General features: G+C 53.7%; 17 protein-coding genes and 1 other annotated feature. Of the genes, 11 read left to right on the forward strand and 6 right to left on the reverse strand.

Features of this window, described 5'->3' with window-relative positions; genetic code table 11:
* Positions 1-181: 181 nt before the first annotated feature.
* Complete coding sequence (locus tag AC2A1E_RS13695) at positions 182-2,911, reverse strand: cation-transporting P-type ATPase (RefSeq protein WP_484384214.1); 2,730 nt, start codon at positions 2,909-2,911, stop codon at positions 182-184.
* A 505-nt stretch (positions 2,912-3,416) separates the two neighbouring features.
* Here AC2A1E_RS13695 and sltY point away from each other — a divergent pair.
* Entirely contained in the window at positions 3,417-5,336 is a 1,920-nt protein-coding gene (gene sltY, locus AC2A1E_RS13700) for a murein transglycosylase (RefSeq protein WP_484384215.1), read from the forward strand.
* A 91-nt stretch (positions 5,337-5,427) separates the two neighbouring features.
* A complete protein-coding gene (trpR, locus tag AC2A1E_RS13705; protein WP_484384216.1) occupies positions 5,428-5,757 on the forward strand; it encodes a trp operon repressor in 330 nt (109 codons plus the stop codon).
* A gap of 14 nt (positions 5,758-5,771) precedes the next feature.
* On the opposite strand, the gene yjjX is transcribed toward trpR, so the two are convergent.
* Positions 5,772-6,314: an inosine/xanthosine triphosphatase gene (gene yjjX / locus AC2A1E_RS13710; RefSeq protein ID WP_484384217.1), complete on the reverse strand. Its 543-nt coding sequence runs from the start codon at positions 6,312-6,314 to the stop codon at positions 5,772-5,774.
* Between the two features lie 102 nt (positions 6,315-6,416).
* On the opposite strand from yjjX, the gene gpmB reads away from it, so the two are divergent.
* Positions 6,417-7,064 carry a 2,3-diphosphoglycerate-dependent phosphoglycerate mutase GpmB gene (gene gpmB, locus AC2A1E_RS13715; RefSeq protein ID WP_484384218.1) on the forward strand — a complete coding sequence of 216 codons (648 nt, stop codon included), beginning with the start codon at positions 6,417-6,419 and terminating at the stop codon, positions 7,062-7,064.
* Here gpmB and robA read toward each other — a convergent pair.
* Positions 7,061-7,930: an MDR efflux pump AcrAB transcriptional activator RobA gene (robA, locus tag AC2A1E_RS13720; protein ID WP_484384219.1), complete on the reverse strand. Its 870-nt coding sequence runs from the start codon at positions 7,928-7,930 to the stop codon at positions 7,061-7,063. The genes gpmB and robA overlap by 4 nt on opposite strands.
* Positions 7,931-8,262: 332 nt before the next feature.
* Between robA and creA the strand changes: the two genes are divergently transcribed.
* Entirely contained in the window at positions 8,263-8,742 is a 480-nt protein-coding gene (gene creA / locus AC2A1E_RS13725) for a protein CreA (protein ID WP_484384220.1), read from the forward strand.
* Between the two features lie 49 nt (positions 8,743-8,791).
* Here the strand turns inward: creA and arcA are convergent, their stop codons facing one another.
* Positions 8,792-9,508: a two-component system response regulator ArcA gene (gene arcA, locus AC2A1E_RS13730; protein ID WP_459401222.1), complete on the reverse strand. Its 717-nt coding sequence runs from the start codon at positions 9,506-9,508 to the stop codon at positions 8,792-8,794.
* A 76-nt stretch (positions 9,509-9,584) separates the two neighbouring features.
* Here arcA and yjjY point away from each other — a divergent pair, with 76 nt between their 5' ends.
* From yjjY to thrC, 6 genes are all read left to right on the forward strand, one after another.
* Positions 9,585-9,752, forward strand: a complete 168-nt coding sequence (yjjY, locus tag AC2A1E_RS13735) for a YjjY family protein (protein WP_459402714.1) — start codon at positions 9,585-9,587, stop codon at positions 9,750-9,752.
* A 386-nt stretch (positions 9,753-10,138) separates the two neighbouring features.
* A complete protein-coding gene (locus AC2A1E_RS13740) occupies positions 10,139-10,825 on the forward strand; it encodes a tRNA/rRNA methyltransferase (protein ID WP_484384243.1) in 687 nt (228 codons plus the stop codon).
* Between the two features lie 211 nt (positions 10,826-11,036).
* Positions 11,037-11,105: a thr operon leader peptide gene (thrL, locus tag AC2A1E_RS13745; RefSeq protein WP_071998276.1), complete on the forward strand. Its 69-nt coding sequence runs from the start codon at positions 11,037-11,039 to the stop codon at positions 11,103-11,105.
* Positions 11,044-11,162 (forward strand) — a sequence feature (Thr leader region). (Overlaps the previous gene by 62 nt.)
* 25 nt (positions 11,163-11,187) lie before the next feature.
* Positions 11,188-13,647 (forward strand): bifunctional aspartate kinase/homoserine dehydrogenase I, encoded by a 2,460-nt coding sequence (thrA, locus tag AC2A1E_RS13750; RefSeq protein WP_484384221.1) that lies wholly within the window; start codon positions 11,188-11,190, stop codon positions 13,645-13,647.
* 1 nt (position 13,648) lies between these two features.
* Entirely contained in the window at positions 13,649-14,578 is a 930-nt protein-coding gene (thrB, locus tag AC2A1E_RS13755; RefSeq protein ID WP_484384222.1) for a homoserine kinase, read from the forward strand.
* Between the two features lie 3 nt (positions 14,579-14,581).
* Complete coding sequence (gene thrC / locus AC2A1E_RS13760) at positions 14,582-15,871, forward strand: threonine synthase (protein WP_484384223.1); 1,290 nt, start codon at positions 14,582-14,584, stop codon at positions 15,869-15,871.
* Positions 15,872-15,929: 58 nt separating this feature from the next.
* Here thrC and yaaA read toward each other — a convergent pair whose 3' ends face one another.
* Complete coding sequence (yaaA, locus tag AC2A1E_RS13765; protein WP_484384224.1) at positions 15,930-16,703, reverse strand: peroxide stress protein YaaA; 774 nt, start codon at positions 16,701-16,703, stop codon at positions 15,930-15,932.
* Positions 16,704-16,804: 101 nt separating this feature from the next.
* A complete protein-coding gene (locus AC2A1E_RS13770) occupies positions 16,805-18,238 on the reverse strand; it encodes an alanine/glycine:cation symporter family protein (RefSeq protein WP_484384225.1) in 1,434 nt (477 codons plus the stop codon).
* Between the two features lie 381 nt (positions 18,239-18,619).
* Here AC2A1E_RS13770 and tal point away from each other — a divergent pair, with 381 nt between their 5' ends.
* Entirely contained in the window at positions 18,620-19,573 is a 954-nt protein-coding gene (gene tal / locus AC2A1E_RS13775; RefSeq protein WP_484384226.1) for a transaldolase, read from the forward strand.
* Positions 19,574-19,859: the final 286 nt, after the last annotated feature.

The raw sequence follows: 19,859 nt of genomic DNA on the forward strand, positions 1-19,859 counted from the left end.
TCTATCAGTTTTTATAGGATGTCTGGCGGCACGAGTGTAGCCCGTTTCAACCACGGATCCCAGACCTCCCACGACGATCGCTAAGTATACCCGTTAATGTGCGTCAGCAGGGGAATTTGCCGCTGATAAAGAAAAACGCCCGGCAGGTTTGCCGGGCGTTGGGTACCCATTTACGCAGGGATTAGACCGCTTTTTTGCGGTTCGCCCTGATGCGGACGATAACCCACTTCTCAACTTCCACAATCAGGAACAGGGCAATGGCAATCAGCAGCGTGATGCCCCAGTAGAACAGTGGCAGTGGCGCGGTGCCGAACAGCGAGTTCATAAATGGCAGGTAGATGATGGCCATCTGCAACAGCAGCAGTACGCCGCTCACCAGCCACAGGCCTTTGTTCATAAACACCTGACGGTTCAGCGGGAAGCGATCGGTGGTGCGGCAGTTGAACATATAAACCCACTGCGCGGTCACCAGGGTTTGCAGCAGCACGGTACGAATGAACTCGCTGCTGTAGCCGCGTGGTGCCATCCAGGCTTCCAGTATGAAGGCGCTGATGGCGATCAGAATACCGACAAAGGCAATACGCCAGATGGCATGCAGATCCAGTACGTGGCTACCCGGTACGCGCGGTTTGCGGTGCATCAGCCCTTTTTCCGCCGGTTCATATGCCAGGCCGAACGACAGGGTGGTGGAGGTGGCCATGTTCATCCACAGGATCTGGATCGGGGTTAATGGCAGTATCGCCCCCGCCAGAATGGCGATGATGATCAACAGACCCTGTGCCAGGTTGGTGGGGAGCACGAACAGGATGGTTTTCTTCAGGTTGTCATAGACGCGGCGGCCTTCTTTCACCGCGCTGGCAATGGTGGCGAAGTTATCGTCGGTCAATACCATGTCTGCGGCTTCTTTGGTGACCTCGGTGCCTTTGATCCCCATGGCGATACCGACATCGGCCTGTTTCAGCGCTGGCGCGTCGTTGACGCCATCGCCGGTCATGCCGACCACTTCACCCTTGTTCTGCAAGGCTTTCACCAGGCGCAGTTTGTGTTCCGGGCTGGTGCGGGCAAAGATATCGTAATGCAGCGCGGCTTCTGCCAGCGCCTTGTCATCCATATGTTCCAACTGGTTGCCGGTGATGGAGTCCTGGCTATTACCGATACCGAGCATGGCACCGATAGCCATGGCGGTTGTCTGGTGGTCGCCGGTGATCATTTTCACGCGGATACCGGCCTGCTGGCATTCGGCGATCGCCGCAATCGCTTCAGGGCGAGGCGGATCCATTACCCCAGCGATGCCGATAAACACCATCTGCTGGCGGATATCGTCATGATCCAGTTCCACCTCTTCATCTGGCGTGGTTTTGCTGGCGGCAGCTACCATGCGCAAGCCCTGCTCAGCAAAGCGCGACATCTCTTTTTCCCAGTAATCGCGGCGGAACGGTTTGATGCCGGATTCGGTGAGCTCCAACTCGCACAGCGAGAACAGCACATCAGGGGCACCGGTGAGGAACACCTGATTTTTGCCAGCCACCTGGCTGCGCACCGCCATGTATTTGTAGCTGGAGTCGAACGGGATTTTCGCCAGTTGACGGGTTTCACCAATCGCCAGTTCGGCTTTCATCGCCAACACTTTCAGTGCACCTTCGGTCGGGCTGCCGGTGATGATCCAGCGGCCGCTGTCATCCTGCTTCACCTGGCTGTCGTTACACAGGGTGATGGCGGTAATGAACTGTGCCAGCGTGGGAATATCCTGCACTCGCGCCTGTTTGTCGCTGTCGGCGAAGAAAATGCCGCCGGTGGGCTGGTAGCTTTCGCCTTCTACGCGGAAGGCATGGTCGGCCATGATGACGTTTTTCGCCGTCATTTCGTTCATGGTCAGGGTGCCGGTTTTGTCCGAGCAGATCACCGTCATCGAACCCAGGGTTTCTACCGTCGGCAATTTGCGGATAATGGCACGGTTGCGCGCCATCGCCTGCACGCCCAGCGACAGAATGATCGAGATGATGGCGGGCAGGCCTTCAGGCACCGAGGCCACCGCCAGGCTAATCAAGGCCAGCAGCAATTCACCGATCGGCATATCGCGCAGCGTTAAGGCAAACAGACCCAGCAGCACCATCATCACCAGGATCAGAATAAAGATCCCTTTACCCAGACGATCCATCTGTTGCAGCAGCGGCGTGCGCTGGGTTTCAACGGTGGAAATCATCTCGCTGATGTGGCCGAGCTCGGTGTGGCCGCCGGTGGCGATCACCACGCCTTTGGCATTCCCGGCGCTGATGGTGGTGCCGGAGAACAGCAGGTTGGTGCGATCGCCAATCATCACTTCTTCATTGATGGCATCGGTTTGCTTGGAGACGACGGTCGATTCACCGGTCAGGATCGCTTCTTCCACCTGTAGGTTGTGCGATTCCAGCAGCCGCAGGTCGGCCGGGATTTTATCACCAGGGCGCAGCAGCACCATATCGCCGGGTACCAGATCTTCGGCATTCACCGTATGATTAATCCCGTCACGCACTACAATCGCTTGGCTGGAAAGCATATTCCGAATGCCTTTCAGCGATTTCTCCGCGCTGTTTTCCTGTACGAAGCCGATCAGGGCGTTAATAACGGCAACGCCAAGAATCACCACGGTATCGATCCAGTGGCCCATTACGGCTTTAAGAAAGGCGGCGGCCAGCAGGATATAAATCAGCACGTCTTTGAAATGAGCGATAAAGCGCATAAAGGCGCTTTTCCCCGCCTTTTCAGGCAGCGCATTCGGGCCGAATTTTACCAGACGCGCGGCAGCTTCCTGTTCACTCAGGCCTTCGGGGCGGCTGTTTAAATGCTGAAGAGTTTCTTCGATATCATACTGATACCATGCTTTCTCGGGCGTAATGGGAGCATGGTGCTCATGGGGGGTATGTGTTGGCATTTAAGCCTCTCCTAAAAGTAAATTAAATCTGTATTCCCACTTGCGTCGGCAGCCCTTTTGCCGGGATTGATATCCATTTTTTTGCTGTTATGCAGGTGTCAATGTTGATAATTTTCAATAACCCTGTGGGTAAGTCATTGGCCGCATGATAGTAAGTAATCGAGAATTTAGGTTTTTGATCTGGGATAATAAAAATAAATTAATAATCAATGTTTCATTTATTGTGTGAATGTTTCTGTTTTTACTTCACTTTATGTATAGCAAACCAAGGTGCTATCTAAAGAAAACTATAGAACACCAAGCCTACTGTGTGATGAAAAAAGTTGAGATAATCACCGGAGTTATCAAGATCTCAATGCGAAACAGGGCGAAATACGCTGTGGCAGTAAACTTCTTATAATCTAATGAATGGATATAGGTTTCTGCTGTCTATGATAAGTATCAAGTGCCGCTCAACGTGGTGCAGAGTTTCTTGGCAAGACAACCCAGTGAGGAAAACGTAAGTATGGACAAATGGCGGCTTTTGGCATTAGGCCTGTGCTTCACAGCATTTTCTGGTGCAGCATTGGCAGATTCTTTGGATGCCCAGCGTCAGCGTTACCTGCAAATCAAGCAGGCTTGGGACAGTAATCAGCAGGATGTGGTGCAGCAGCTGATGCCGACGTTGCAGGATTATCCGCTATATCCGTATCTGGAGTACCGTCAGCTAACGCAGGAACTTGCTACTGCCAGCGTTGCGCAGGTGAGCCAATTCTTGCAGAAGAACCCAACGTTGCCGCCAGCCCAATCACTGTCTGCCCGCTTTGTTAATGAACTGGCAAGCCGTGAGGACTGGCGCACGCTGCTGACGTTCAGCCCGCAGGCACCAAAACCGGTGGCAGCACGTTGTAATTACTATTACGCCAAATGGGTGACCGGCGATCAGCAGGCTGCCTGGAGCGGTGCAGATGAGATTTGGCTGAGCGGTAAAACTTTGCCGGGTTCCTGTGACAAGCTGTTCGGTGTCTGGCAGGCAGCCGGTAAGCAAACGCCGCTGAACACGCTGGCACGTATGAAACTGGCGTTGGCCGAGGGCAACAGCAGCCTGGTCAACTATCTGTATCGCCAGTTGCCTGCCAGTGAGCAGACCATGGGCGATGCTTTGGTGCGCTTGCAAAACGATCCGGCCACGGTGGAATCTTTTGCTCGCAGCGTTGGCCCAACCGATTTTACCCGTTCGGCCACCAGCATCGTTTTTGCCCGCCTCGCCCGCCAAGATGCGGAAAATGCCCGGGCGATGATCCCGACCCTGGCTCGCCTGCAGAAAATGAGTGACAGCGAGAAGCTGGAACTGGAAGAGGCGGTGGCCTGGCGTTTGATGGGCAGCGATGCCACTTTTGAGCAGACTCAGTGGCGCGATCGGGTGATCCTGCGCAGCCAGTCTCCTGCGTTGCTGGAACGCCGGGTGCGTATGGCGCTGGGCGATGGCGATCGTGCGGGGTTGAAAACCTGGTTGGCACGTTTACCGGAAGAGTCCCGCAATAAGGACGAATGGCGTTACTGGCGTGCTAGTGAATTGATTGATGAAGGTAAACGCAGTGAAGGGGAGCAGATACTGCGCAGCCTGATGAATGAGCGCGGTTTTTACCCGATGGTGGCGGCACAAAAGCTGAATATGCCCTACCCGATAAAGGTGCTCGCTGCCACCAAGCCCAGCGCTGCGTTGGTGAATGGCCCGGAAATTGCCCGCGTACGTGAGCTGATGTATTGGAATATGGATAATCTGGCGCGCAATGAATGGAGTTCGTTTGTGGTCAGCCGCAGCCAGCCGGAGCAGGAAGCTTTGGCGCGTTATGCTTTTGAGCAGAAATGGGCCGATCTGAGCGTGCAGGCCACCATCGTTGCCAAGCTGTGGGATCATCTGGAGGAGCGCTTCCCGATGGCCTGGTCACAGGAGTTCCATCGCGCTACCGAGGATAAAGGCATTACGCCAAGCTATGCCATGGCGATTGCTCGTCAGGAAAGCGCCTGGAACCCGAAAGCCCAGTCGCCGGTCGGCGCGACAGGATTGATGCAGGTGATGCCGCGTACCGCTCAGCATACGGTGGAGATGTACAGCATTCCGGGCTATTCCAGCCCGAGCCAACTGTTTGACCCTCAAACCAACATCAACATTGGCACCAGCTATCTCGAATCGGTTTACCAGCAATTTGGCCGCAACCGTATTCTGTCTTCGGCTGCTTATAATGCTGGCCCATCGCGGGTGAATACCTGGTTGGGCAACACCGATGGCCGCGTTGACGCGGTGGCGTTTGTGGAAAGTATTCCGTTCTCGGAAACCCGCTCTTACGTGAAGAACGTTTTGGCTTACGATGCGTTTTACCGCCACTTTATGCATCGCCCGGCAAAAGTGTTGACCGATGCCGAGTGGCAACGACGCTATTGATGTTGAAGAAGATGGCCCTGCTGGCCTGAATTTTGCCGGCCAGTGGGGATATGGTATGCTGCTGTACTAGTTAAATAGTATGGTGGCTGCCATGACGCAATTTTCACTTAACGACCCCGCTCTTGCAGAACAAGGTAATGACGATTGGCTGCGCTTTGTGGCGCTGTTGCAGAGTTCGTTCACCCAAGACCTACACCAACAACTGATGCAACTGCTCTTAACGCCGGACGAACGGACCGCACTCGGGACGCGCGTGCGGATCATTCAGGAATTGATGCGCGGCGAAATGAGCCAGCGTGAGCTGAAGAATGAGCTGGGAGCAGGGATTGCCACCATTACCCGCGGTTCGAACAGCCTTAAAGCGGCATCTCCGGCGTTAAAACTGTGGCTGGAGCAGCAGTTGCTGGGTGATGCACAGTAGCACCACCCAGCAGATTATTGATGCGGTGTATTGCTAGCGTAGTTGCGATAAATCGGGTTGTGGAACGGCACCAGGGCTAACAGCAATGCCTGATGGTAAACGCTGGTGCGGCTCAGCCTGCCATCGGTGAAAATGCCGATCGCCCCCCCTTGACGTTTAATCTCGGTATTGCCGGTCAACTCCGTCATTTCACTGCCCAGTTCGCGGCCAGCGCGAATTCCCTGTAAAATAGCTTCTGGCAGCATCAGGCTGGCCGAGCGTGATTCACCACGGGTTTGCGGGTTTTCTATGGTCATCCAGGCGAAGGTCATGTTCTCTTCGATCCCGGCTTCTACGCCAACCCAAAAGTCGGCTTCTGGCCGCACCTGCCGAGCTTCCATCACCCGCTGCCGTGCGCCGGTACGGGTTTCGACATTGCCTATCGGTTGCAGTGAGACACCGCTGGCGACGTCCACAGATTCAATACGGCACTGGCCTGCACCAAAGGTATCTTCAAAGGCCAGTTGAATAGCCTTGATCTTTGCCGGGTTGGTAGTTGCAGCGATAACATGGTACATAACGGGTCTAATATCCTTCTGTCACAATATGCCAGGCGTTGGTATCAGTGGCCACCGGGCGCAGATAAACTCAAGTTTCACGCAGTATAACGGAAAACAAACATGTTACAGGTATACCTTGTTCGCCATGGCGAAACGGAATGGAACGCGGCCCGTCGTATTCAAGGCCAGTCCGACAGCCCGTTGACCGCCAAGGGTGAATACCAGGCACAACAGGTTGCCAAGCGCGTGCGCCTTGAAGGCATTACGCACGTGATTACCAGCGATCTGGGCCGTACCCGTCGCACCGCACAAATTATCGCAGAGGCGTGTGGTTGTGACGTGATTAACGACGTTCGATTGCGTGAACTGCATATGGGCGTTCTGGAAGAGCGCCTGATCGACAGCCTGACACCACAGGAAGAGCAGTGGCGTAAACAGATGGTCGATGGTACTGCCGATGCCCGTATCCCTCAAGGTGAATCCATGGTGGAGTTAGGCGCGCGAGTACGTGCCGCGCTGGAAAGCTGCCTGAAGTTGCCGCAAGGCAGCAAGCCGCTGATTGTCAGCCACGGTATCGCGCTGGGTTGCCTGATTAGTACGGTGCTGGGGTTGCCAGCCTATGCCGAACGTCGCCTGCGTTTGCGCAACTGTTCGCTGTCACGCGTTGACTATCAGCAAAGCCCGTGGCTGGCTTCCGGCTGGATCGTAGAAACCGCAGGCGATGTCTCGCACCTGGACATGCCTGCGTTGGACGAACTACAGCGTTAACGGCGGATTGGGATCAGGTAATCGCACTTGATCTCGGTCGGTGCCTGAGGTGGCCTACGGTCACCTTGCGGATAAAAGCGCTCAATATCATGCCCTTTGCGGCGCGTCAGTTCGAGCGCTGGCAGGCAGGTGCCATACAGCATCAGGATAAAGTCCTGCAGGCCTGAACTTGGCCCCTGATAGTTGAACATGGCATATTCGCCGCCCTGCAATACCATTGGCTGGCCTTCCTGAACGTTGGCCGGGACGTGATGCGGTTCCAGTGCGGTGGTGTACAGCACCTCTTGCTCGTCGTCCCTTTCCTGGCTTGGCCGTGAATGGTGTAGGCCGTATAGCACCGGTGGCAAGGTTTCTGCCTCACCCAGATACTGACGCCAGAACTGCGCGCGCAGTTCGTTACGGAAGTTGGAGATTTGTTCCAGGGTGCAGGAGTAACTCTGCGTCAGGCCAATCAGGTGCTGTTCTGGCAGAGTGATAAACTCTGGCTGCGGTAAGGTAAAGGCCCCCAGACGTATCGGTGGGCAAATACCAAAGGCGCTCCAGTCTTCAGCGCGGCGATACAAGGCCGGTGTTTGCGCAAACTGCTTCTTGAACGCGCGGGTAAACGTCTGCTGCGAGTCAAAGCGATATTGTAAGGCAATGTCCAGAATGGGTCGGCTGGTTAAGCGTAATGCGACTGCGGCTTTGGATAATCTCCTGGCGCGGATGTAAGCGCCGATGGCGTTACCGGTGATATCTTTGAACATCCGTTGCAGATGCCATTTAGAGTAGCCCGCTTTTGCTGCCACGTTGTCCAGTGACAAAGGTTGGTCCAAATGGCTTTCCAGCCAGCTAAGCAGATCACGAATGATACCGGCTTGATCCATAGATCTTCCTCGTAGAGCTGTAGGGTCGGAACCCGAACGATTTAATTTATCATGCTGGTACCTGATGCTAACTGACTTATCCATCAATCAGTTGCATTGCACCTCTCAATGCGCCGGGCGACTACTGGGGAGGGATACATTAACAGGCATAAAGAAACGACGATGCCGCATAATAGCAACTTTTTTACTCCGCGACTCCCAAAGATTTTTTCTCCGCACTGTGCTAAAAATGGCAGTTCGGGCCGAGAAAATCCCTCTTCTGTGACTTAAAACATAAGCGTTCTTAATTAGCGCCCCGTTTTCCCTTAGGCTGTTCTCTTGGAGTTAAGTGAATGAAAAAAGGATGGATATTTTTGTTTGGTCTGGTTTGCGCAACCATTAGCGGTGCGCAGGCGGAACAGGTGGGCTCAGTCGATACGGTATTTAAACTGTTTGGTCCAGACCATAAAATTGTGGTTGAAGCGTTCGATGATCCGGATGTTAAAAATGTAACCTGTTATATCAGCCGGGCAAAAACCGGTGGGTTAAAAGGTGGGCTCGGGCTGGCGGAAGATACCTCGGATGCCGCGATTTCCTGCCAGCAGGTTGGGCCGATCGTGTTGAATGACAAGATTAAAAATGGCAAATCAGAAGGCACCGTGGTGTTCCAGAAACGGACTTCGCTGGTGTTTAAAAAGCTGCAGGTGGTACGTTTTTATGATGCCAAACGCAACGCGCTGGTTTATTTGACCTACTCGGACAAAGTGATCGACGGTTCACCGAAGAATGCCTTGAGCGCGGTGCCTATCATCCCTTGGGGTGAAGCCAAATAAAACAAAAGGGGTTCAGCATGCTGAACCCCAGGGTAAACCGTTGTGGAAGTTATTCTTCCAGATCGCCGCAGAAGCGGTAACCTTCACCATGAATGGTGGCAATGATTTCCGGTGTATCCGGCGTGGATTCGAAGTGCTTACGAATACGGCGGATAGTCACGTCGACGGTACGATCGTGCGGTTTCAATTCGCGGCCGGTCATCTTCTTCAGCAACTCACCACGGGATTGGATCTTGCCCGGATTTTCGCAGAAGTGCAGCATGGCGCGGAATTCGCTGCGCGGCAGCTTGTATTGCTCGCCTGCCGGGTCGATCAGTGAACGGCTGTTGATGTCCAGTTCCCAACCATTGAATTTGTAGCTTTCAACCAGTTTGCGTTCTTCGCCGACGCTACCCAGATTCATGGTACGTGACAGCAAGTTGCGCGCACGGATAGTCAGTTCGCGTGGGTTGAACGGTTTTGTGATGTAATCATCGGCACCAATTTCCAGGCCAAGGATTTTATCCACTTCGTTATCGCGGCCAGTCAGGAACATCAACGCTACGCTGGCTTGCTCACGCAGTTCGCGCGCCAGCAGTAAACCGTTTTTGCCCGGCAGGTTGATATCCATGATAACCAGGTTGATATCATTTTCAGACAGAATGTTGTGCATTTCTGCACCGTCATTGGCTTCATGAACAATGTAGCCTTCCGCCTCGAAAATGCTCTTCAGGGTGTTACGAGTGACTAACTCGTCTTCGACAATCAGAATGTGCGGGGTCTGCATATTTGCTACCTAAAATTGCCAACAAAATAGAAAATAGGAAGTACAGAAGTCTTTGTGTTCTTCGTGGAGGGCAGAGATACCGCTCACGTTCCCTCATGACCAAACGACTAAAGTACGTAAACTCGTTCTTGATGCACTTTCCATCAATGTCAACAAGATCGCTAGCTTGGAGGAGACACTATTGCCAGCATCCCCAAATGATGCCAAAACGGCGCATATCCTAACCCTATTAACAGCAATATAACAGTGCGTGCCGAATTCATCACCCAACAAAACTACGCTTTGTTGACATATATCAAATTCAATTCTAGCACGTTAACAGATTTGTGAAAAACACTTACAGAAATGCAAGCTTAAGACACAGATCAACAAATTCTGTGAACGATTCAGCATTGTAATAGCCAATGCGCTACAATCGTTGGTTAACTGATAATTGGGAATTTTCAATTATCTGATTAATAAAAAAATTAATAGATTTCTTGTGGATATAAGGCTTTCGTCTTGGTTATGTTTCCAATGCTCTATTTGTTCATATTATTGGGGGTGATAAATTATGTTAATCATTTGTAAATATAATCAGCCTACCCTCAACAGTCAAAGAACTATTTCTACTTTTTTGCTGGAGTAATGATGCAGCTTCATATCGTGTTAGTGGCTCCGGCACGGCCGGAAAATGTGGGCGCAGCGGCGCGGGCGATGAAAACGATGGGGTTTAACTCATTGCGCATTGTCGATAGCGATGCTCATTTGCAGCCGGCAGCGCGCTGGGTGGCGCACGGGGCGGGTGATATCCTGGATGCCGTACAGACGTTCCCTACTTTGCAGCAGGCGCTGGCCGACGTGGATTTTACCGTCGCCACCACCGCCCGCAGCCGCGCTCGCTTTCATTACTATTGCACGCCGCAGCAACTGACCGGGCAATTGATAGAGCGCCAGCAGTGGGTGCAGCAGGCTGCGTTGGTGTTTGGCCGCGAAGATTCGGGCCTGACCAATGAAGAGCTGGAACTGGCAGACTTGCTGACCGGTGTACCGATGATCGCCGATTACCCTTCGCTTAATCTCGGTCAAGCGGTGATGGTGTACTGCTACCAGCTTGCGGAACTGATGAAGGTCAACCCTCCGCAGGAACCTTCTGCCAATACCGGGCAACTGAAGGCATTGCGTCAGCGAGCCGATCGTTTATTGAGTACCCTTGAGGTCAGCGGTGACCAAAAATTACGCGATTGGCTGCATCAGCGGCTTGGTGTATTACAACAGCGCGACATCGTGATGTTGCATACGTTACTGCATGACATTGAAAAAAAATTGATAAAGTAATGCTAATGTTATTCTTCGGTAATCCAGTTTAATTCACTGTTAGTTGAGCTTTTTATTGATTTTTTATTCTGTTATTTGGTTTTTAATCTGTTTCATTGCGCAGAGTTTGTTCTGGTCATTAAACAAGCAAAATGAAGAAATAATTTGACTTGGGAAAGTGATTGCTTTAACCAGTATAGGGGACAAGATTCTAATGAGACAGACAGACTAAATGCGAAACATCAGCCTGAACACCACAATTATTACCACCACCGATACCACAGGTAACGGGGCGGGCTGACGCACACAAGAAACAGAAGAAAAAAGCCCGCACCTAACCAGTGCGGGCTTTTTTTTCGTCATAAATTCAGGAGATAAAGTAAATGCGAGTGTTGAAATTTGGTGGGACCTCGGTAGCGAACGCGGAACGTTTTCTGCGCGTTGCCGATATCGTGGAGAATAACGCGCGTCAGGGACAGGTGGCCACGGTATTGTCCGCACCCGCCAAGATCACCAATCACTTGGTGGCGATGATTGAAAAAACGGCGGCAGGCCAAGATATTCAGCCAAATATGAGCGACGCAGAGCGTATTTTTGCTGAGTTGCTGAGCGGCTTGGCCAAGGCTTTGCCGGGCTTTGAGTACGATCGCCTGAAAGCGCTGGTCGACCAGGAGTTCGCGCAGCTGAAACAGGTGCTGCACGGCGTGGCGTTGCTGGGGCAGTGCCCGGACGGTGTTAACGCCGCCATCATCTGCCGTGGCGAAAAGCTTTCCATTGCCATTATGGAAGGGGTGTTCAAAGCCAAGGGTTATCCGGTCACCGTGATCAACCCGGTGGAGAAACTGCTCGCGCAGGGCCATTACCTGGAATCGACCGTCGACATCGCCGTGTCCACCCAGCGTATCGCTGCCGCTGCCATTCCGGCGGATCACATCGTGCTGATGGCCGGTTTCACCGCCGGTAATGACAAAGGCGAACTGGTGGTGCTGGGGCGTAATGGTTCCGATTATTCTGCCGCCGTATTGGCCGCCTGCCTGCGTGCAGATTGCTGTGAGATCTGGACCGATGTCGACGGCGTTTATACCTGCGATCCACGCACCGTGCCGGACGCCCGATTGCTGAAATCGATGTCGTATCAGGAAGCGATGGAGCTTTCTTACTTCGGCGCCAAAGTGCTTCACCCGCGTACCATCACCCCGATTGCCCAGTTCCAAATCCCTTGCCTGATTAAAAATACCGCCAACCCACAAGCTCCTGGCACCTTAATCGGCGGCGAAAGCGTGGATGACGAGATGCCGGTGAAGGGGATCACTAACCTGAACAATATGGCGATGATCAACGTTTCTGGCCCGGGTATGAAAGGAATGGTGGGCATGGCGGCGCGGGTATTTGCCGTAATGTCGCGGGCGCGCATCTCCGTGGTGCTGATCACCCAGTCCTCTTCCGAATACAGCATCAGCTTCTGCGTGCCGCAGAGCGAGCTACAGCGCGCACGTCGCGCACTGGAAGAGGAGTTCTATCTGGAACTGAAAGACGGCGTACTGGAGCCGCTGGACGTGATGGAGCGCCTGGCAATCATCTCGGTGGTGGGCGATGGTATGCGTACCTTGCGCGGCATCTCTGCGCGCTTCTTCTCCGCACTGGCGCGCGCTAACATCAACATCGTCGCTATCGCCCAGGGCTCTTCCGAGCGTTCTATCTCCGTGGTGGTCAGCAATGATTCTGCCACCACCGGGGTGCGCGTCAGCCACCAGATGCTGTTCAACACCGATCAGGTGATCGAAGTGTTTGTGATCGGCGTCGGCGGCGTGGGTGGGGCGTTGATCGAACAGATTTACCGTCAGCAACCATGGTTGAAGCAGAAGCATATCGATCTGCGCGTCTGCGGTATCGCCAACTCGCGCGCCATGCTGACCAACGTGCACGGTATTTCGCTGGAAAGCTGGCGCGATGAGCTGGGCAGCGCGCAGGAGCCGTTCAACCTTGGCCGCCTGATCCGCCTGGTGAAAGAGTATCATCTGCTTAACCCGGTGATCGTCGACTGTACTTCCAGCCAGGCGGTAGCCGATCAGTATGCCGATTTCCTTGCCGATGGTTTCCACGTGGTGACGCCAAACAAGAAGGCCAACACCTCGTCAATGAACTATTACCAGCAGTTGCGCACTGCCGCTGCGGGTTCACGCCGCAAGTTCCTGTATGACACCAACGTGGGTGCGGGTCTGCCGGTGATCGAGAACCTGCAGAACCTGCTCAACGCCGGTGATGAACTGACGCGTTTCTCCGGTATCCTGTCGGGCTCACTGTCGTTTATCTTTGGCAAGTTGGATGAAGGTATGTCGCTGTCGGCGGCCACCCTGAAGGCTAAGGCGAACGGCTACACCGAGCCCGATCCGCGTGACGATCTTTCCGGCATGGATGTGGCACGCAAGCTGCTGATTCTGGCGCGTGAAGCGGGTTATGCGTTCGAACTGAGCGATATTGAGGTCGAGTCGGTGTTGCCACCGTCCTTTGATGCGTCGGGTGACGTAGAGACTTTCCTGGCGCGCTTGCCGGAACTGGATGCCGAATTCGGCCGCCGCGTGGCTGCTGCTGCCGAGCAAGGCAAGGTGCTGCGCTATGTCGGGGTGATCGAAGAAGGCCGCTGCCAGGTGCGTATTGATGCGGTAGATGACAACGATCCGTTGTATAAAGTGAAGAACGGTGAGAACGCCCTGGCCTTCTACAGCCGTTATTATCAACCACTGCCGCTGGTGCTGCGTGGCTATGGTGCGGGTAATGATGTGACTGCGGCAGGGGTATTTGCCGATCTGTTGCGCACACTGTCATGGAAGTTGGGAGTTTAATATGGTTAAGGTGTATGCACCGGCCTCAATTGGTAACGTCAGCGTTGGGTTCGATGTCTTGGGGGCGGCGGTTTCCCCCATCGACGGTTCGCTGCTGGGCGATTGCGTCAGCGTAGAAGCGGCCCCGCGTTTCAGCCTGGAAAACGCCGGGCGCTTTGTCAGCAAGCTGCCGGCGGATCCGCAAGAGAACATCGTCTACCAGTGCTGGGAGCGTTTCTGCCAGGAAATCGGCCGCGAAGTCCCGGTGGCGATGCGGCTTGAGAAAAATATGCCCATCGGTTCAGGGCTGGGTTCCAGCGCCTGTTCGGTGGTGGCTGGCCTGATGGCGATGAACGAGTTCTGTGATCGCCCGTTGGACGACATGCAGTTGCTGGCGCTGATGGGGGAACTGGAAGGGCGTATTTCTGGCAGTGTACATTACGACAACGTTGCGCCGTGCTATCTCGGTGGCCTGCAACTGATGCTGGAAGAAGAAGGCTACATCAGCCAGGAAGTACCCTGCTTTAAAGAGTGGTTGTGGGTGATGGCTTATCCTGGCATCAAAGTCTCCACCGCTGAAGCACGCGCCATTCTGCCTGCGCAGTACCGTCGTCAGGACTGTATCAGCCATGGCCGCTATCTGGCGGGCTTTATTCACGCTTGCCACACGCAGCAGCCGCGTCTGGCCGCCAAGCTGATGCAGGATGTGATTGCCGAACCTTATCGTACTCGCCTGCTGCCGGGCTTTGCCGAAGCGCGCAAAGCTTCACAGGAGATCGGCGCGCTGGCCTGTGGTATTTCCGGTTCCGGCCCGACGCTGTTTGCGATCTGTGATGACGGCGCTACCGCGCAACGTATGGCTGATTGGCTGACAAATCACTATCTGCAAAACGATGAAGGTTTTGTTCATATTTGCCGTCTGGATACTGCCGGCGCTCGACTATTGGGATAACGCATGAAACTGTATAACCTTAAAGACCACAATGAGCAGGTCAGCTTCGCACAGGCGATCAAGCAGGGGCTGGGCAAACAGCAGGGCTTGTTTTTCCCGCTGGAACTGCCCGAGTTTGAGCTGACCGAGATCGATCACCTGCTGGAGATGGATTTCGTCACCCGCAGCACCAAGATCCTGTCGGCTTTTATTGGCGATGAGATCGGCGAAGCCGCGCTGTATCAGCGTGTAAAAGCCGCCTTTGCCTTCCCGGCACCGGTAGCACCGGTTGAGAGCGATGTGGCTTGCCTGGAGCTGTTCCACGGCCCGACGCTGGCGTTTAAAGATTTCGGCGGCCGTTTTATGGCGCAGATGCTGGCAGAAGTAGCGGGCGATCAACCGGTGACCATTCTGACCGCCACCTCTGGCGATACCGGCGCTGCCGTGGCCCATGCCTTCTATGGGCTGAAAAACGTGCGGGTGGTGATCCTGTATCCGCAGGGCAAGATCAGTCCGTTGCAGGAAAAACTGTTCTGTACTCTGGGTGGCAACATTCACACCGTGGCGATCGAGGGTGACTTTGATGCTTGCCAAGCGTTGGTCAAACAGGCGTTTGACGATCAGGAACTGAAAGACACGGTGCATCTGAACTCGGCCAACTCGATCAATATCAGCCGCCTGCTGGCACAGATCTGTTACTACTTTGAAGCGGTAGCGCAGTTGCCACAGGAAGCCCGTAATCAACTGGTGGTTTCGGTGCCGAGCGGCAACTTTGGCGATCTGACCGCCGGGTTGCTGGCAAAATCCTTAGGGCTGCCGGTGAAGCGCTTTATTGCTGCCACCAATGCCAACGATACCGTGCCGCGTTTCCTGAGTAACGGCGAATGGCAGCCGCATGCCACCGTGGCGACGCTGTCCAATGCCATGGATGTCAGCCAGCCAAACAACTGGCCGCGCGTGGAAGAACTGTTCCGCCGCAAAATCTGGCAGCTCAAAGAATTGGGTCACGCTGCGGTGAGCGATGAAACCACCAAAGACACGATGAAAGAGTTGGCGGCGCTGGGCTATCTTTCCGAACCGCACGCGGCGATCGCCTACCGTGCGTTGCGCGATCAGCTGAAAGACGGGGAGTTCGGCCTGTTCCTGGGCACGGCGCACCCGGCCAAGTTCAAAGAGAGTGTCGAAGCGATCCTGGATCAGGAGTTACCATTGCCAGAAGCATTGGCGGCGCGTGCTAATCTGCCGCTGCTGTCGCATCACATGTCGGCTGATTTTGCCAGACTGCGTCAGTTCCTGATGACCTTACCGGCCTGATGGAGGGGGCGCTCAGCGCCCCTTGTGCTACCTAAGAGCCGCTTGCTGACAGGCGGCTTTATTGTTCCGGGCGTTTGAATACCAGTTCGTTACCCGCAGAAGCAGCTTCGTCAAAGGCATAGCCTTCCAGATCGAAATCAACCAGTTGCTCGCTTTTGGTCAGCCGATTTTTGATGATAAAGCGGCTCATCAGCCCACGCGCTTTCTTGGCATAGAAACTGATCACTTTATACTTGCCGTTCTTCTCATCAAGGAATACCGGTTTGATCAGCTGTGCCTGCAATTTGGCCGGTTTTACCGATTTGAAGTATTCGTCAGAAGCCAGGTTAACAATGACATCATCACCTTGCTGCTTTAACGCTTCGTTCAGTTTCTTGGTGATCTGCTCGCCCCAGAAACTGTACAGATCCTTGCCTTTCGGGTTTTCCAGTTTGATACCCATTTCCAGGCGATAAGGCATCATCAGATCTAACGGCCGCAGCACGCCATATAAGCCGGAAAGCATACGCAGATGCTGTTGTGCAAAGTCGAAATCGTCTTCGCTGAAATCCTGTGCCTGCAACCCGGTATAAACATCGCCTTTAAACGCCAACAGCGCTTGGCGGGCATTCTCCGGGGTGAATTCAGGTTGCCATTCACTGAAACGTGCGGCATTCAGGCCGGCGAGTTTATCGCTGATGCTCATCAGGCTGGCAATTTGTGCGGGCGTCAGTTTACGGCACAGGTTGATAAGCGCTTTCGATTTATCCAACAGCTCAGGTTGCGTAAAACGTTCGGTCGCCAGTGGGCTTGTGTAGTCTAGAGTCTTGGCGGGTGAAATAATAACGAGCATGGCCACATCCTGTTTATCAAAGAACCGATACTGTAACAAAAAGCGCGGCAGAAGGGATGCATGGCTGTAATAAGGCGCGCTTAACGCACGCCCTCAATCGGCTAACGTGGCTTTTTGCGCTCCCAGATGCCGGGTTCTAGCTGGGATTTCAATTCGGGATAATAGTTCGCATCGAAGGTCGGTAATCTGCCGATCGAACGCTGGTGGTTGTAATCCTTGGTCAGCTTGAAGGCGACACCAGACAGCAGCAGGATCGCCGTCAGATTAGTGATGGCCATCAGCGCCATTGAAATATCCGCCAGGCGCCACACCACCGGTAGATCCGCCATCGAACCGAACATCACCATACCTAAGGCTGCGCAACGGAAAATCAGCAAACCAGAGGGATGATTATGCTCCAGAAAGATCAGATTGCTTTCGGCATAGGCGTAATTGGCGATGATCGAGGTAAAGGCAAAGAAGAAAATGGCCACTGCGACAAAAGATGCGCCCCAGGCCCCCACAGCGCTGGTGAGCGCCCGCTGTGTCAGGTCAATGCCGCTGATATTGCCAGACGAATGATCCAGGATGCCGGAAGCCAGAATAATGGCGGCGGTTGCGCTGCAAATCACGATGGTGTCAACAAACACGCCGAGCATTTGCACATAACCCTGTGAAGCCGGATGAGGGGGATACGGGGTAGCGGAGGCGGCCACATTGGGGGCGGAACCCATACCGGCCTCATTGGAGAACAACCCCCGTTGGATACCTTGGGTCATCGCTTGGGAAATGCCATAGCCGATAGCTCCTGCTGCCGCTTCTTGTAGGCCGAAGGCGCTTTTGAAAATCAACGCCAGAATTGCCGGCATATGCTCAATGTTATGAGCGATGATCCATAACGCCAGCAGCAGATAGACAACCGCCATCAGCGGAACCACCTTTTCAGCTACGCGGGCGATGGAACGAATACCGCCGAAAATCACAATCCCGCTCAGGATGGCCAGAGCAATACCCACATACATGGGGTTGAAATTGAAGGCGACGGCGCTGGCTTGGGCGATAGAATTAGCCTGCACGGCATTGAACACCAAACCAAAGGCGATGATCAGGAAGACGGAGAACAATACGCCCATCCAACGCATGCCCAGCCCTTTTTCCATGTAGTAGGCAGGGCCGCCACGGTAGTTGCCGTTATCGTCTTTGGTTTTGTATAGCTGGGCCAAGGTACTTTCAATGAAAGAGGTCGCCATACCGATAAAGGCCACCACCCACATCCAGAAGATGGCTCCGGGGCCACCGGCGGTGAGGGCGATTGCGACACCGGTCAGGTTGCCGGTGCCGACGCGCGCGGCCAGCGACGTGCAGAGCGCCTGGAAAGAGGAGATACCGGCGCTATCGCTTTTGGTACTGTTCTTTAGCACGGAAAACATATGGCCGAAGTGGCGGATCTGAATGAAACGGGTAGACAAAGTGAAATAAATACCAACACCCAGCAACAAATAGATGAGTACCGATTTCCAGAGGATATTACTGATAAAGTTGATTAGATCCGTCACAGATCTCTCCTTGTTAAGCTCTACAGCGCATGGCGCTCCATTTACTCAAGGTGAAAAGGTATTTGGCCAAATCTTACAATAAGTTAGCTAAAGTCGCTTTGATGCCATTGGGGTGAGAATTTTCTTAGACTATAGATATAAATACATCAATTGGCGCGAATTTAACATAATTTTCAGAAGAGAATGTACGGTAATGCCGTCCTGTTTGCTCGTAAATGACGAAGGTTGACCCTGTAAACGGTTGCTTGAACAAGGATGAAACCCCTGCCGCAACGCTGTGATTTTCCAGCCTTGCACCGGGCCTCGTGCATGTTATTATCAGCTCAGGGCATGGTTGAACGATGCCAAAAGTTCATGCACAAACGATGAGATAATGCCAACATGACCGATAAATTAACTTCCCTACGCCAGATTACTACGGTGGTTGCGGATACGGGTGATATCGCTGCAATGAAGCTATATCAACCGCAAGATGCAACCACTAACCCTTCGCTGATCCTCAATGCAGCTCAAATTCCTGAATACCGCAAACTGATTGATGAAGCTATCGCCTGGGCGCGTGGGCAGAGCAGCGATCGTGAGCAACAAGTCGCCGACGCAGCAGACAAGCTGGCGGTCAACATCGGTCTGGAAATCCTGAAACTGATCCCAGGCCGTATTTCCACCGAAGTGGACGCACGCCTGTCTTATGATACCGAAGCCAGCGTGGCCAAGGCCAAGCGCCTGATCAAACTTTATAATGAAGCGGGTATCAGCAACGATCGCATTCTGATCAAACTGGCTTCTACCTGGCAGGGTATCCGCGCGGCGGAACGCCTGGAAAAAGAAGGCATCAACTGTAACCTAACGCTGCTGTTCTCCTTCGCCCAGGCACGTGCCTGCGCCGAAGCCGGTGCCTACCTGATTTCTCCGTTTGTTGGCCGTATCCTCGACTGGTACAAAGCCAATGGCGACAAAAAAGAGTTCGCACCGCATGAAGATCCGGGCGTGGTTTCCGTGACTGAGATCTATCAGTACTACAAGCAGCACGGCTATGAAACCGTAGTGATGGGCGCAAGCTTCCGTAACATCGGTGAAATCATCGAGTTGGCCGGTTGTGATCGCCTGACCATTGCTCCTTCATTGCTGAAAGAACTGGCAGAGAGCGAAGGGGCACTGGAGCGTAAACTGTCCTATACCGGTGAAGTGAAGGCACGTCCTGCACCGCTGACTGAGTCTGAGTTCTACTGGCAGCACAACCAGGATCCAATGGCGGTTGAGAAACTGACCGACGGTATCCGCAAATTTGCCGTAGACCAGGGCAAGTTGGAAAAAATGATCGCCGAACTGCTGTAATTAACGGCAATTCGCGTGGAAAAAGGTGGCTTAGGCCGCCCGAGATTGATGACAAAGTCGCTTTTTAACCCGAGATACCCGGGCCTAGCGCACCGAGGGGCACTCCGGCGGCTTACGCCGCTACGACCCCTTCGGCACGCTCTCCCTAATATCTGACTTTGTAAGCAGTCTGAGGTGGCGTAGGCCACCTTTTTTATGCCTGTTTTCCCACGTTGGAGAGCAGACACCGTATACTTTCGGGATGAGTAACAGGGTGGGAGATGAACCTATCCACAGCATTTCAGCG

It is taken from the genome of Serratia sp. HNCC26DJ206 (genome assembly GCF_057180605.1).